16 protein-coding genes are annotated in these 14,263 nt (G+C 62.1%); 12 read left to right on the top strand and 4 right to left on the bottom strand.

The window, feature by feature from the left end; genetic code table 11:
- Nucleotides 1–140 precede the first annotated feature (140 nt).
- The 10 genes from WBN73_RS00425 (at nucleotide 141) to WBN73_RS00470 (ending at nucleotide 8,991) form a co-directional block, all read left to right on the top strand.
- Nucleotides 141–815 carry a YesL family protein gene (locus WBN73_RS00425; protein ID WP_337339175.1) on the top strand — a complete coding sequence of 225 codons (675 nt, stop codon included), beginning with the start codon at nucleotides 141–143 and terminating at the stop codon, nucleotides 813–815.
- Between the two features lie 225 nt (nucleotides 816–1,040).
- Nucleotides 1,041–2,570, top strand: a complete 1,530-nt coding sequence (locus WBN73_RS00430) for an extracellular solute-binding protein (protein ID WP_207594501.1) — start codon at nucleotides 1,041–1,043, stop codon at nucleotides 2,568–2,570.
- The gene (locus WBN73_RS00435; protein ID WP_207594500.1) at nucleotides 2,567–3,541 is read left to right on the top strand and encodes an ABC transporter permease; all 975 of its coding nucleotides are present in this window, start codon (nucleotides 2,567–2,569) and stop codon (nucleotides 3,539–3,541) included. The genes WBN73_RS00430 and WBN73_RS00435 overlap by 4 nt, the downstream gene beginning before the upstream one ends.
- Nucleotides 3,541–4,413, top strand: a complete 873-nt coding sequence (locus WBN73_RS00440) for a carbohydrate ABC transporter permease (RefSeq protein WP_172325940.1) — start codon at nucleotides 3,541–3,543, stop codon at nucleotides 4,411–4,413. Before WBN73_RS00435 ends, WBN73_RS00440 begins: the two co-directional genes overlap by 1 nt.
- Nucleotides 4,414–4,469: 56 nt before the next feature.
- On the top strand, nucleotides 4,470–5,141 hold the full coding sequence (locus tag WBN73_RS00445) for a rhamnogalacturonan acetylesterase (RefSeq protein WP_337339176.1): 672 nt from the start codon (nucleotides 4,470–4,472) through the stop codon (nucleotides 5,139–5,141).
- Nucleotides 5,138–5,863, top strand: coding sequence for a DUF1961 family protein (locus tag WBN73_RS00450; RefSeq protein ID WP_337339177.1), 726 nt, complete (start codon nucleotides 5,138–5,140; stop codon nucleotides 5,861–5,863). Before WBN73_RS00445 ends, WBN73_RS00450 begins: the two co-directional genes overlap by 4 nt.
- Nucleotides 5,864–5,877: 14 nt before the next feature.
- Nucleotides 5,878–6,921, top strand: coding sequence for an acetylxylan esterase (locus WBN73_RS00455; protein ID WP_337339178.1), 1,044 nt, complete (start codon nucleotides 5,878–5,880; stop codon nucleotides 6,919–6,921).
- A 223-nt stretch (nucleotides 6,922–7,144) separates the two neighbouring features.
- On the top strand, nucleotides 7,145–8,284 hold the full coding sequence (locus tag WBN73_RS00460) for a 3-deoxy-7-phosphoheptulonate synthase (RefSeq protein WP_207594496.1): 1,140 nt from the start codon (nucleotides 7,145–7,147) through the stop codon (nucleotides 8,282–8,284).
- 231 nt (nucleotides 8,285–8,515) lie between these two features.
- A complete protein-coding gene (locus WBN73_RS00465) occupies nucleotides 8,516–8,728 on the top strand; it encodes a helix-turn-helix domain-containing protein (RefSeq protein ID WP_017199160.1) in 213 nt (70 codons plus the stop codon).
- A gap of 164 nt (nucleotides 8,729–8,892) precedes the next feature.
- Complete coding sequence (locus tag WBN73_RS00470) at nucleotides 8,893–8,991, top strand: 30S ribosomal protein bS22 (protein ID WP_003792170.1); 99 nt, start codon at nucleotides 8,893–8,895, stop codon at nucleotides 8,989–8,991.
- Between the two features lie 135 nt (nucleotides 8,992–9,126).
- Here the strand turns inward: WBN73_RS00470 and WBN73_RS00475 are convergent, their stop codons facing one another.
- Both WBN73_RS00475 and WBN73_RS00480 read right to left on the bottom strand, forming a co-directional pair.
- Complete coding sequence (locus WBN73_RS00475; protein ID WP_337339179.1) at nucleotides 9,127–9,747, bottom strand: endonuclease domain-containing protein; 621 nt, start codon at nucleotides 9,745–9,747, stop codon at nucleotides 9,127–9,129.
- 490 nt (nucleotides 9,748–10,237) lie between these two features.
- Nucleotides 10,238–11,086, bottom strand: coding sequence for an HAD family hydrolase (locus WBN73_RS00480; protein ID WP_337339180.1), 849 nt, complete (start codon nucleotides 11,084–11,086; stop codon nucleotides 10,238–10,240).
- Nucleotides 11,087–11,284: 198 nt separating this feature from the next.
- Here WBN73_RS00480 and WBN73_RS00485 point away from each other — a divergent pair, with 198 nt between their 5' ends.
- Entirely contained in the window at nucleotides 11,285–11,539 is a 255-nt protein-coding gene (locus WBN73_RS00485) for a glutaredoxin family protein (RefSeq protein ID WP_337339181.1), read from the top strand.
- Between the two features lie 72 nt (nucleotides 11,540–11,611).
- Entirely contained in the window at nucleotides 11,612–12,319 is a 708-nt protein-coding gene (locus WBN73_RS00490) for a redox-sensing transcriptional repressor Rex (RefSeq protein WP_089596074.1), read from the top strand.
- A 49-nt stretch (nucleotides 12,320–12,368) separates the two neighbouring features.
- Here the strand turns inward: WBN73_RS00490 and WBN73_RS00495 are convergent, their stop codons facing one another.
- Nucleotides 12,369–13,115, bottom strand: a complete 747-nt coding sequence (locus WBN73_RS00495; protein WP_337339182.1) for a hypothetical protein — start codon at nucleotides 13,113–13,115, stop codon at nucleotides 12,369–12,371.
- A 261-nt stretch (nucleotides 13,116–13,376) separates the two neighbouring features.
- Nucleotides 13,377–14,090 carry a hypothetical protein gene (locus WBN73_RS00500; protein WP_337339183.1) on the bottom strand — a complete coding sequence of 238 codons (714 nt, stop codon included), beginning with the start codon at nucleotides 14,088–14,090 and terminating at the stop codon, nucleotides 13,377–13,379.
- Nucleotides 14,091–14,263: the final 173 nt, after the last annotated feature.

Genomic DNA, 14,263 nt, shown 5'->3' on the forward strand with positions numbered 1-14,263 from the left:
GGAAAGCGTTTGCTTAGTGATGCGGCCCACATGGGCCGACCCCAACTGACCGGCTGCAGCGGCTGCTATGAGACTCCTCAACAATCGCCATCCATGGTCACGCGGGCCTGTTCTGCAACGATGGAGAAAGGGGGAGTGCCATGGCCTCGGGTGGATTTGGATTCCGTGCGTACACGCTCTTCGACACACTCGTCTGGATAGCTTGCCTGAATGTGTTGTGGATTGCCTTCACTGTCCTCGGTGGAGTTGTCCTGGGAATCGGCCCCAGCACCGCTGCGGCCCACGTCCTGGTCCGCAACAAGGTACGGGGAGATGCCGCGCCGTTGATGCGGCGCTTCGCGAAGGAGTACTTCAGCAACTTCGGCAAGGGCAACGCCTTGGGCTTGCCCCTGATTGCGGTGGGCATTGCCCTGACCCTGAACTGGGGCTACTTCTCTGCAGGCTGGGACTTTGGCTCGCAGATCGCTTCCGCTGGAATCCTCATGGCGGCCCTGTTTGCCGCCGGCACAGTCTGCTACCTGTTCCCCATGTTCGCCCGCTACGAGCTTTCCATTCCGCAGTACTTCCTGATGTCCTCACGCTTTGCGATGCGCCATCTGGCGGGAACTGTGATTCTCTTGTTCATCACAGCGGCCGCCCTGTTCGTATGCCGGTCGGTTCCGGGGCTGATTCCGTTCTTCGGCGTTGGCGCATGGCTTTATGTCACGGGGTGGCTCTGTGACCGCTTCTTTACGGCCAACGATGAGGCGATGTCAGCTACTGGCGGCGGCCCTGTTTCCACCACGACCCACAGTACGGAGGCCAGCCTTGTCTGAACCCACCCGCGCCCGCCCCGCATTGAGCGGGCCGCCGGTCCTTCACCGTTCCCTCGATGTCCAAGGAAGCAGCGAACTCGTCCCGAATGCCTCCGGCGCGAGTACTAATGAAACGTATCAAGATGCACGTGGCCAGCACATGTGGACCCTCAAAAGATTCCCGGGTGTGCCGTCATACCAAGAGTCGAAAGACACCAACCCCGATGAAGTGGAGCAGGTAAGAAAATGATCCGTAGAAAACACACGCTGGCCGCCGCCGTCGTCGTTTCCGCAGCCCTGGCGCTGACCGCCTGTGGTGGCGAAGCGCCGGCGTCGGACCTTTCCTCCGTCAAGATCATGGCGCCATTCCTGGAGGCGCAGCCGCCAACAGCCGATGGCGCCGTACAGAAGAAGCTTGAGGAACTCACGGGCAAGGACGTCAACATCACGTGGACGCCCAACGCGTCCTACGAAGACAAGATGAACATCACGCTGGCATCTTCGGAGATTCCGCATGTCCTGGTGGTGCAGGGCAAAACGCCGGGCTTCGTGAAGAACGCCGAAGCGGGCGCCTTCTGGGACCTCACGGACAAGCTCAACGACTATCCGAACCTGAAGACCACCTTCCCGGAGGTCCAGCAGAATGCCAGCGTCAACGGCAAGGTCTACGGCGTGTACCGCGGCCGCAACCCGATCCGTGCAGCGGTCATGTTCCGTCAGGATTGGCTGGACAAGCTGGGTCTGAAGGCGCCCGAGACCACCGAAGACCTCTACAAAGTAGCCAAGGCGTTCACCGAACAGGATCCGGACGGCAATGGCCAGAACGACACCTACGGGATCACCATCCCCAAATGGGGCGCGCTGGGAACCAACAGCCCCTATGACCTGATCGAGACCTGGTACGGCGCCGGAAACCGCTGGACCGAGCGGGACGGCAAACTGGTCCCCAGCTTCGAAACCGACGAATTCCTCGAAGCCAACCGCTTCATCAAGAAGATGGTGGACGAGAAACTCATCAACCCCGATTTCGCCACGTTCGACGGCACCAAGTGGAACGAACCGTTCTTCAACGGCAAGGGCGGCATCATCGTGGACGTTGACTCCCGCGTCAGCGTGCTGATCAACCTCTTCAAGCAGGCCAACCCGAACGACTTTGAAAACAAAGTGGGCTTCGTGGGCAGCCTCAAGGGACCGGACGGCGAACTGCACGCCCACCCCACTGACGGTTACTCCGGCTTCCTGGCCATTCCCAAGTCCAGCGTCAAGACCGAGGCTGACCTGAAGAACGTCCTCAGCTTCCTGGACAAGTTGAACAGCAAGGACGTTGCCGTGCTCATGAACAATGGCATCGAGGGCGTGAACTTCACCCTCGAAGAGGGCCTGGCTGCCACCATCAAGCCTGAAACCCCTGAGGGCAAGGTGGTCAACACTGACATCAAGAGCTTCGCCCAGCTTGGCACCAACGTCACGGGTAACAATTTCTACCCGGTCAAGCAGGCCTCCGAGTACGAGCAGAAGGTCTTCGATGACCGCGTCGCCGTCATGGCAGAGGACCTCAAGAGCGCCGTGTACAACCCGGCAGCTGCCTTCGTCTCGCCCACCTACGTTGCCAAGGGCGCGCAGTTGGACAACATCGTGGCGGACGCCCGTATCAAGTACCTCGCCGGGCAGACCGACGAGCAGGGCCTGAAGGACGCCATCAAGCTGTGGAACACCAGCGGCGGTGACAAGGTCAAGGAAGAAATTAATAAACTCTGGCAGGAAAACAAGAAGTGACAACCCCGGTTATGGAAGCCAAGGCCTCGGAGCGGGCGGCCACCAAGCCGCCCGCGCCGGTGCGGCGGCGCGGGTTCGCCGTCCACTTCGCGCACTACAAGTGGCTGTATCTGCTGTTGCTGCCTGGAGTCCTGTACTTCGCGATCTTCAGGTACGGGCCCATGTACGGCGTGTCCATCGCTTTCAAGGACTACGTTCCGTTCCTTGGCGTCAATGGCAGCCCTTGGGTGGGTGTCACCCACTTCACGGACTTCTTCTCGAACCCGGACTTTCCACGGCTGCTGGGCAATACGCTGATCCTGGCGTTCCTGAACCTGGGCATCGCGTTCCCGCTCACCATCATCCTGGCGTTGCTCCTCAACGAGGTCCGTCTGTCGGTGCTCAAACGCACCGTCCAGACGCTCGTCTACATCCCGCATTTCCTGTCCTGGACCATCGTGGCGTCGCTGAGCTTCCTGCTCTTCGCCTTGGACATCGGACCGTTGTTCCAGTTCGTGAACGGTTTGTTCGGGACCAACGTGGACATCTTGTCCGATCCCCACTGGTTCCGGCCCTTGATCGTTCTCCAGGAAATCTGGAAGAACACCGGCTGGGGCACCATCATCTTCCTCGCCGCGCTGGCCACGGTGGACCAGGACCAGTATGAGGCAGCAATTATCGACGGCGCCGGCAGGTTTCGTCGCGTCTGGCACATCACATTGCCGGGCATCCGCTCCACCATCATTGTGATGCTCATCCTGGCCATCGGGCAGATGCTCAACACCGGCTTTGAGCAGATCTACCTCATGACCAACGCACTTAACCGCAGCGTGGCCGACGTCTTCGATACCTACGTCTACTTCGTGGGCATCACCCAAGGCGCCTACAGCTACAGCACCGCCGTCGGGCTGTTCAAGTCCCTCGTGGGAATCGTGCTGATCTTTGGCACCAACTGGCTGTCCAAGCGGTTCAACCAGAGCGGACTTTTCTAATGAAGATCCACAACACCCGCGGCGGACGGGTTTTTGATGCCGCAAACTACGTCTTCCTGAGCCTGGTAGGCATCATCACCCTGCTGCCGTTCGTCTACGTGATCGCCGGGTCCTTCGCCAACGAGGCCGAGATCACCCGGCGGGCGTTCTTCGTCTGGCCCGAGCAATTCACGCTGGGCGCCTACGAATACATCTTCTCCACACCCGCCTTCACACGGGCTCTCATCACCACCGTCCTGGTGACGCTGGTCGGCACCTTGATCCAGCTCATCCTTACTGTCACCATGGCGTACCCGTTGGCGAAGAAAAACCTGCGGGGCCGGAAGCTGATCATGTCCCTGGTGGTCTTCGCCATGGTGTTCTCCGGCGGCATGATTCCCACGTTCCTGCTGGTCAAGGACCTGGGCCTGCTGAACAGCTACTGGGCGCTGATCCTGCCCGCGGCCATCAACCCGTTCAGCTTGATCATCATCAAGAACTTCTTCCAGGAACTCCCCCAGGAGCTGGAAGAATCCGCCAAAATGGACGGTGCCACGGAAATTGGCATCCTCTGGCGGATCCTGCTGCCGTTGTCCAAGCCGGTGTTGGCTACGTTCGCGCTGTTCTACGCGGTGGGAATCTGGAACGACTTCATGTCACCCTTGCTCTACCTGAGCGATAACAACATGTGGACCCTGCAGATGTACCTGCGCCAGGTCACGGCAGCCTCGGACCTCCTGGGCACCGGCAATGTGGATCCCTCCTATATTCCGCCGGAACAGGGCATCAAGTTCGCCGTGATCGTGGTGGCCACCCTGCCCATCCTGATCTTCTACCCCTTCCTGCAGAAGCATTTTGCCAAGGGCATGCTGATCGGTTCGGTCAAGGGCTAGGCGCCGCTGCAGCAAGGCGGCCGCGTATTGCCGCTGCATCATCTGAAAGGACACCCATGAAAATCCTCCTCGCGGGCGACTCCACCGTTGCCGCCTGCCCCAGCTTCGAGTACCCCATGAGTGGCTGGGGCGCCCATCTTGCGCCCGAGACGTACTGGTGGGCTGCCGTTCACAACTACGCCAAGGGCGGTGCCACCACGGAGTCGTTCCGCGAGGAAGGCCTCTGGTACCAGCTCATCAACCAGACCGTCCAGGGCGATTTGGTCCTCATCCAGTTCGGGCACAACGACCAGAAACGTGAACACCTGGCCGCGCGCACGGGCTACGCGGACAACCTCAAGCGCATGGTGGCCGAGGTCCGCAGCAAGGGTGGCATTCCCATCCTGTGCACCTCGGTGGAACGCAGGCATTTTTTGGACGGACAACTGGAGGTCACCCTGGGGGACTACCCCGTGGTGGTCCGGGAGCTTGGTCTCGAGCTCGGCCTGGACGTCATCGACCTCAACCAGTGGACGCGTTCCCTCTACCAGGAGTTGGGAGAGGAAGGTTCCAAGGAGCTCTTCTTCCACTTTGCTCCGGGCGAGCACGCACACTGGGCCGGCGGCCTTGAGGACAACACCCACTTCCATGAGAAGGGCGCCCGGCGGATCGCTTCCTTCGTGGCGGAGCAGCTGGAATCCCTCGGCTACGGCCTGTCGGCAACCCTCAACGCGGGCGCACGTGCATGATTCACTCCAACCCGCTGCGCGGTCCTGCGGATGTGGCTGATTGGGTGGCGGAGGGGCCTGTTCAGTTCGGAACGCATGAGGTGGCGCACGACGACGGCGGCCCGGGCTCGTGCGGCGACGGCACCAGCGCTCTGGTTCTGTCGGGCTCCCTCGATGCGGAGGAGTACGGAGACAACGCTCATTGGACGCTCTGGTGCCCGGAGAAACTTCCTGATCACGTGAGGATCTCGTGGGAGTTCCTCCCGTTGGAGGAGCCAGGCCTCGCCATGGTGTTCTTCGCAGCCGCCGGCCACAGAGGCGAAGATCTGTTCTCTCCCGCTTTGGCTCCCCGCACAGGCTTCTATCCGCAATACCATTCGGGAGACATGGACGCCCTCCACGTCTCCTACTTCCGGCACAAGCACGCTTCCGAGCGCGCGTTCCGAACCTGCAATCTGCGCAAGAGCGCGGGCTTCGAGCTCGTGGCGCAGGGAGCCGACCCGCTTCCACCTGCCGGGGATGCCGATGGGTTTTATCGCATGGAAGTGATCAAGGACGGCCCCCGGGTAGCCTTCTCCATCAACCAGCTGTTGCTCTTTGAATGGACCGATCCCACGGGCGCACCCCTCAGGGGCGGGTACTTCGGAATTCGCCAGATGGCACCCCTGAGAGCCGCCTACCGGAACCTCTCCATTACCCAGTTGCAGCCCTGGCGCCCTGTGACAGCGCACACGAAACCATGACGTAGGATGTCCACATGCCCCTCTTTGACCTTTCCCTTGAGCAGCTCCGCGACTACACCTCAAGCGTGGTCCCGCCAGCCGATTTCGATGCCTTTTGGGACCGCACCATCACCGAGGCCAGGGCTTTGCCTCTTGACGCTGTGTTCGAACCCGTGGACAACTACCTCGCAGTGATCGACACTTTCGACGTGTCCTATGCCGGCTTCGGGGGAGACCGCATCAAGGGCTGGCTGCACCTGCCGTCACACCGCCAGCCGGGCCAGCAACTTCCCGTGGTGGTGGAGTACATCGGCTACTCCGGTGGCCGCGGACTGGTCAACCAGAACACCAAGTGGGCCCAAGCAGGCTACGCACACTTCATCATGGACACCCGCGGGCAGGGCTACGGCGGCGTCTCGGGCGACACCCCGGATCCGCATCCGTCCGCTGGCGGAAACAACTATGCCGGGCTCATGACCAGGGGCGCCGACCACCAGGACAACTACTACTTCCGGCGGGTGTACGTGGACGCGTTCCGTGCGGTAGAAGCGGCGCAGAGCCATCCCGCCGTCGACCCCTCCAAGGTAGTCCTGACAGGCGTCAGCCAGGGTGGCGGCATTACTGTTGCTGCCGCTGGGCTGACGGCTGGAAGGCTCGACGGCGTCATCGCCGCGCTGCCCGACGTCCCGTTCCTGCAGGACTTCCCCCGCGCCATTGACATCACCCCGCGAGGGCCCTATCCGGAGATCGCCGGTTTCCTGGGCCGGCACCGCGAAAAGTATGAGCCAACGCTGGCCGTCCTGAACTATTTCGACGGCGTCCACCTAGGCCGTGCCGCCACCGTTCCTGCACTGTTCTCCGCTGCGCAGATGGACGACATCTGCCCTCCGTCCACCGTTTTCGCGAGCTACAACAGCTACGGCACCGGCTCCTCGGCTGCGCCCGGCGGTGCGCCCGAGGGTGTGCCCGGCGGTGCGCCCGTAAAGGACATCGAGGTCTACCGCTTCAACAACCATGAGGGCGGGCAGGAACACCACTGGATCAAGCAGTTGCAGTTCCTGCGCAAACATTTGTCATGATGGCGGACGCGATTTGCCCGGTGTGAAGAACCGCGGTTATGGTGTGGCTATGACAAACCGTTGGTATGCGTATTTTTCGTTGGCTCTGGAGGGGCCCGCGTCTAACTGACACGCATCCAACTTTCCTTCAGAGCCAACAGGGCAGAGATCATTCTCTGCCCTTCGCCATATCCGGCGGGTTCTGAAAAGGGGCCCGCTCCGCATCCCGGAACAGGACCCAGACATGACAAGCATCGCTGCAGAACCCACCGAATCGCTCGACTCCCCTGATGCCGCGCATCCTTCCACGTCCAACCTGCGGGTCGCCCGCTTCGAGCCGCTGCCGGCACCCCAGGACCTCATCGCAGAGCTGCCGCTGGACGCCCGCTCAGCTGCCGTCGTCGACCGTGGCCGTGACCAGGTCCGCGCCATCATGGACGGCGTGGACGACCGGCTGCTGGTGATCGTCGGGCCGTGCTCCATCCACGATCCCAAGGCCGGCCTCGAATACGCCCGCCGTTTGGTGAGCCAGGCGGAGAAGCACAAGGAAGACCTGCTGATCGTCATGCGGACCTACTTCGAAAAGCCGCGCACCACCGTTGGCTGGAAGGGCCTCATCAACGATCCCCACCTGGACGGCAGCCACGACATCGCCGCCGGACTGCGCGCGGCCCGTGGGTTCCTGAAGCAGGTCACCGCCCTCGGACTACCCACGGCCACCGAGTTCCTCGAACCGATCAGTCCGCAATACATGGCTGACCTCGTTTCCTGGGGCGCGATCGGTGCCCGCACCACCGAAAGCCAGATCCACCGCCAACTCGCTTCCGGACTGTCCATGCCCATCGGCTTCAAGAACGGCACCGACGGCGACCTCCAGGTGGCCATCGACGCTTGCGGCGCTTCTGCCGCCGAGCAGGCCTTCCTGGGAATCGACGACGACGGTCGGGCGGCTCTCGTAGCCACCTCAGGCAACCCTGACACCCACGTGATCCTGCGCGGCGGACGCAAGGGACCCAACTACTCCCAGGATGATGTCGCGGCTGCTTCCTCCAAGCTCGCTGCCAAGGGCCTGAACCCGCGCCTGATCGTGGACGCCAGCCACGCCAACAGCGGCAAGAGCCACCACCGCCAGGCTGAGGTTGCCTTGGAAATCGGTGCGCAGCTCGAAGCCGGGGAGACCTCGCCGATCGCCGGCGTCATGCTGGAGAGCTTCCTGGTGGGCGGAGCCCAGAACCTGGACACCGCCAAGCAGCTTGCGGGGGAGCAGGAACTCGTTTACGGCCAGAGCGTCACCGATGCTTGCATGGAATGGGACGTTACGGCTTCCGTGCTGGAGCAGCTCGCTGCCTCGGCCCGGAAACGCCGCGCGGTGGTTGCGGAGTAGATCCGTTTCCTGGCTTCGCTGCGCATCATGCCGTAAGTTCGGCATGCCCGCAGCGAGTCCCCGTTATGGTCTTGCTCGGCCGGGGGAGCGGCATCCCACTTACGGGAAAGGCTTTCACATTGGCCCCATCAGCCTCTAGAGTATCTAGCACATGGTTGTTGGATGGCTCAGCATCGGCACACCGTTCTACTGGGGGTGTCCTAACCGGCTGAGAGCAAAGGAATATGGGAAATGTCCGCAGAGACTAACTTCTCGAATGCGCGTTTCATGACGGTGGCCGAAGTGGCCGACGTCCTGCGTGTTTCCAAAATGACCGTGTATCGCCTGGTCCACTCAGGGGAAATGCCCGCCGTACGGTTCGGGCGTTCCTTCCGGGTTCCTGAAGAGGCCGTTGCCCAGTACCTCAAGGGTGCCGTGGTGGACGGACAATCCGAGACCGCCTGAGGCTGCCGGGGTCCGTCCCGCGGACCGTGGTCACAGGGTGCCCCTTTGAAGCGGTACTCTGTTAAGGAACGTTTTACGTCAATGTAAGAATCTGTCAGTTGTACTTGTCTGCTTCCGCGGATCTGTTCCAACAGACAGGAACTTCTAGTTTGTAAGGAACTTTCGTGGGTTCAGTTATTAAGAAGCGCCGCAAGCGTATGGCCAAGAAGAAGCACCGCAAGCTGCTTCGCAAGACTCGCCACCAGCGCCGCAATAAGAAGTAGAGATACTTCACCAAGCGTGAATGCCCGTTGCCTCTCGAGGTGGCGGGCATTTTTGCGTCCCCGACGCTCTCTCACATCCCTCGGGTTTGGTGGGGTTCCTCTCTCAGGTCCCTCGGGTTTGGTGGGGTTCCTCTCTCAGGTCCCTCGGGAGAAACCCGAACTGACCGCGGGGTCCCGCCATGCTGATCCAAGAGCGCTCTTGATCTTCTGCGTGGCTGACGAAAAGTTGTCCGCCAAGTCATCCCTTCCGAATTTCAGGACCGTCCAGCCTGCTGCTTCGAACGCCTTGTCGCGTCGCCGATCGCTAAATATCTGTTCGCGCCCAAGGTGATGGCCGCCGTCGTACTGTATTGCTACCCGCCGGCCACGGAAGCCCAAGTCCGCGGACGGCGAAAAAGGATCGTTCGGGCGGAGTAGCACCTGCAACTCCGGTTCGGGGATACCGGCGTCCAACATTGCCAAGCGGAGCAGTGACTCGGGCGCGGAGTCGGAGCCAATACGCATGAGCTCCAATGCTTCTCGTGCCCTGACGACGCCCTGTAGATTGCGGTGCCTGCCCACCAGCCCGCGAAGTGCCTCCAGCGTGGTGAACGGTTTATCGCGTGCTTCGAAGTCCGGCCTGGGTCTGCGAATGAGCTCGTCACCCATGCAGACCAGGTCGGCGAGCGGAAGGCGTCTTGCAAGATCCAACCAGGTACGCGACCGAGTGCTGATCCGGATGCCCTGAACATTCTCGATCTCGTCGGCGGAGGCCACTACCGTGTGTCCGATTACGCCTTTGCGGCGGACGGACGGGAGATGCCTCGGCTTGCTGAGATGCAATTCATTGGAATCAGACAGCCACGGTGGAAGGCACACGCCATGTAGCCTCGCAGCCGTTACATGGGATATCCAGGCCCCTGGACTTGCGGCTGACAGTGACCTTGCAGCCGCCGATAGCTCAAAATCCCAATCCGATGGACGGTAAAGGCCCCGGCTCACCCCATCTATTCCTACACGATTCCACAGGTGCGATTGCTTCAGGCCTGCGGCCTCGGCCTCGTCAATGGTGAATGGTGCGTTGGTCAGTCGGGGCGGAAGGGGCCTGGCGTTCTGCATATCTGGCATTCTCGCCCAGAAACGCTTGAGTCATCGTAAGTTATCCACAGGCTCGTTGAGGCCATCGAGGGATGTGAGAGAGGGTTCGGGTCAAGCCCGAGGGATGTGAGAGAGGGCCCGGGTCAAGCCCGAGGGATGTGAGAGAGGGTCAGATGCGGGGGCCGCGGAACCTTGAGAAACCCCGCCACAGGCCGTAGACCGCCCCGCCAACCGTGGCGGCCTTGAGCCCAAGCGTTGCTGCGCGGCGACCGGAACGGAAGTCGTACACGGGCCAGTTGTTCTCGCGGGCGTGCCGGCGCAACCTGGCGTCCGGGTTGATCACCACGGGATGACCCACCATGGTGAGCAAAGGTATGTCGTTGGCGGAATCGCTGTACGCCCAGCAATGATCCAGATCCAGGCCCTCACGATCGGCGACGAGCTGAACTGCGACTGCCTTCGCCGGCCCGTGCAGGATGTCGCCCACAAGTTTCCCTGTGTACATGCCACCTTCCACTTCACCCACGGTGCCAAGGGCGCCGGTGAGTCCGAGCCTGGTGGAAATGACCGTGGCCACCTCGATGGGTGTAGCCGTGACGAGCCAGACCTTGCGTCCAACCCTGAGATGCTGTTCCGCGAGGGCCTTGGTCCCCGGCCAGATCCGCGACTCGATCATTTCGTCGTAGACCTCTTCACCCAGGGCCTTGATGTCATCCACAGTGATGCCGGCAGCAAGGGTAAGCGCGGAGTCGCGGACCGAGTGGACGTCTTCCATGTTCTCGCCGCGCATGACGAATTTGAACTGCTTCCAGGCGAAGCCGGCCGCTTGCGACAATGTGAAGGCCTTGCGTTCGTACATCTTGCGGGCCACATGGAAGAGGCTGGCGCCCTTCATCAAGGTGTTGTCGACGTCGAAGAAGGCGGCCTCGCCCGTGCGCTTCTGCACGTTGGCCTTCTGCACTATGGGCTTCTGCACCAAGGCATCTGCGACCACGGCGGCGTTCTTCTCCTCGGGCATGCCTTGAGTCTAGTCAATCGCCGCGGTCCGCGTTCGAGGGCGCACGGTGGCGTCACAGAAGGGCTCGGGATGTGAGAGAGGGTTGGCCGGAAGGGCTCGGGATGTGAGAGAGGGTTGGCCGGAAGGGCTCGGGATGCGAGAGAGGGTTAGCCGGAAGGGCTCGGGATGTGAGAGAGGGTTGGCCGGTACCTTTGAGATATGGCTATTCCCGACGTCGTTCTCCTCACCAAAGCTGACTGCCACCTGTGCACCGCGGCGCGTGCCGCCGTCGAGCGTGTCACTAAAAGTCTTGGCGTGCAGTGGAAGGAGCAGCTGATCGACGGCGACCCCCAACTGCAAGAGCGCTTCGCGGAAGAGATTCCCGTGGTGCTGGTGGACGGCGTCCAGCGAGATTTTTGGAAGATTGACGAGGAACGGCTCACCCGCACCCTGAAGAAGGTCCTGGAGGGCTGAGGGGTTACCCGTTGGTAATGGCTTTTGTTGAGTCCGCCCGGGGGTCATAGAGTGGAACAACAAAGCGACGCAATGGAGAATACCGTGACTGCGCTGGAACCGTCCCCGGAGGCTGCAACCGGGGACAACGAACCTGCCACAAAGCAGATCCCGCCCGCGGCCGTGGCCCGGATGACGCTCTATTTGCGCGCGCTCAACTCCCTGTTGGCCGAAGGCGTGGAGCGGGTTTCGTCCGAAGCATTGGCGGAAGCCTCAGGTGTCAGCTCGTCCACCCTGCGCAAGGATCTTTCCTATGTGGGCTCGTATGGGACGCGCGGTGTCGGCTATGAAGTCCAGTACTTGAGCCGCCACATTGCCGCCGCCCTGGGTCTGACCCATGACTGGAAAGTTGCCATCGTGGGCGCAGGTAACCTCGGCAAGGCCCTGGCCCGGTATGGCGGCTTTGAGTCCCGCGGCTTCGACGTTGTAGCCATCTTCGACGCCGACCCCATGGTGATCGGTAACGAAGTAGGGTGGCTTCGCGTCAGCGACTCCGCGGAGCTTGAGCGGGTCCTTGAACGGACCCACACCAACATGGTGGTGCTGGCCCTGCCCGCCACCGTAGCGCAGGCTGTATGCGACCGCGTGATTGCCGCCGGGATCCGGAGCATCCTCAGCTTCGCGCCGGTGCTGTTGCAGGTTCCTCCGCACGTGAACCTCCGCAAGGTGGACATGGCCACGGAACTCCAGATTTTGGCGTACCACGCACAACGGGCGCAGACACCGGGCCAGGCTGTTTAGCCTTCGCCGGGTCCGCGCCCGCGTTTGAAGCGTCTTGAACTCTGGGTGTTTAGCGGCCGTACGGGTTCTGGTACGGGTTGCCGAAGGGCTGCGCCTTGCGGAAGTACGGGGCCGACGCCGGCAGGTACAGCATGACGATCGCCGCGACTCCCAGCAGGATCACGATGAGCTGCAGGATGCCGTAGGTGGCACCGAACTGGAACAGGCCGGTGAGGCCCAGGACGGAGATGGCGGCGAAGACGGTGCCCAGGATCCGTGCCCAGTTCTTGCCCTTGCGGACGGGGAAAGCGACCAAGGCGTAGAGACCGAGGGCCAGAACAGCGCCTACGACGGCGCTGACGCCGATCACACCGCGCATGCCTTCCATGGACCCTTCGGGGAGGTCCGTACCCTGCTGGCTTGCCTGCTGGTTCATGGCGCTGATGAAGGCATCAGCACCAGTGGTGGCCAACAGAAGCGAGCTGATAGCGGAAAGAATGCCGGCGGCAACGATCATCCAGAAGGCGTAGTTAACCATGGGCGGCACAGCGGTGGGACCGGGCTGCTGGCTGGGCCAGTTGGTGTCCTGTCCGTACTGCGGAGCGCCGGGAGCCTGGCCGTACGGGGATGACTGCTGGCCGTACTGCGGCGCGGCGGGGCTTTGCTGGCCGTACTGCGGCGCGGCGGGGCTTTGCTGGCCGTACTGCGGCGCGGCGGGGCTCTGCTGGCCGTACTGCGGCGCGGCTGGCTGGGTGCCCGGCTGCTCGGGCTGGTTGGCATCGCCCGGGTTTGACGGCGGGTAGGGAGGGTTGCTCATGGCATTCCTTTGCTTGTTCGACTGCTGGTGCGGCCGCCGGGATCAGCAAAATGACCCTGCCCCCAGCGTGGTTCTGCTTCCACCGTACCTCCAGGGTCTGACCCTGCAGGTGATCCCACGCAGGTATTTCCGGCTCACGGCAAAAATCATCATGTTGGCTTACGCCTTCATGATGAAAGCCGCGGCAATCCGACAGGATTTACCGCGGCCTTCAGCCTGTATTGGCGCCGATAAGGCACGACGACGGCAGTTGCGTCAGCGCTAAGCGTGGCCCTTGACTGCCTTGAACCAAAGTTGGGAATTCGGAAGCCACATCAGGACTACGGCTACGGCGCTGACGAGGAAGCCGAACCAGTTGCTGCCAAGGCCCGTGCTGGAGCCGCCGGCACTGGCCGCACTGAAAATGGTGAGGAGCAAGGAGATGCCGGCCACGATGGTGAGGGCGAGGCGGGCCCACTCTTTGCCTTCCTTCATCTTCATCGCAAGGACTACCTGTGCCGCTGCCACCGCCAGGCTGAGGATGAGGATGATCAGCAGGATGGCTGCAACGCCAGGGGCGAAAGCGAAGAGGGCAATGATCGCGAAGAATCCGATCAGCCCGAACAGCAGGCCAAGGAGTCCGGAGATCACCCAGATGAAGTATGAAACCTTCAGCTCGGTGGGGAGGCCCTGGGTCTTGAACATTCCCGAGAATCCGCCCTGGGGCATGACGTCGTTGAAGTTGCGGGGCCCGTCAGTGGGCATCTCGAAGTGGAAACCAGGCTGCCCCGGGGCTGGCTGCCCCGGGCCAGGCTGCGGTGGGCCAGGCTGCGTGGGGCCGGGCTGTGAATATTGTCCCGGTTGCGACGGCGGCTGGTAACCCTGGGGTGGCTGGTAGCCCTGCGGAGGCTGGTAACCCGCAGGAGGAACATTGCCGGGCTGCGGAGGCTGGGAGCCGGGCTGCTGTGGCTGTGGTGCTTCGTCTGGGGTACTCATGGCATCACTGTAGACCGCAGGTTGAAGGTTGCATAGGAACTTCGGAGCCAACTCGCAGGTAAATACAGGCTGTTTGCCGAACAATTGCGGGGTGACTTCCGGATATGCGAAACGGCGCCCCCACACAGCCGGGGACTGTGGGTGGCGCCGTTGGGGTGAATCCGCGTCTGGAG

This window comes from Paenarthrobacter sp. CCNWLY172 (assembly GCF_037402035.1).
GTDB lineage: Bacteria > Actinomycetota > Actinomycetes > Actinomycetales > Micrococcaceae > Arthrobacter.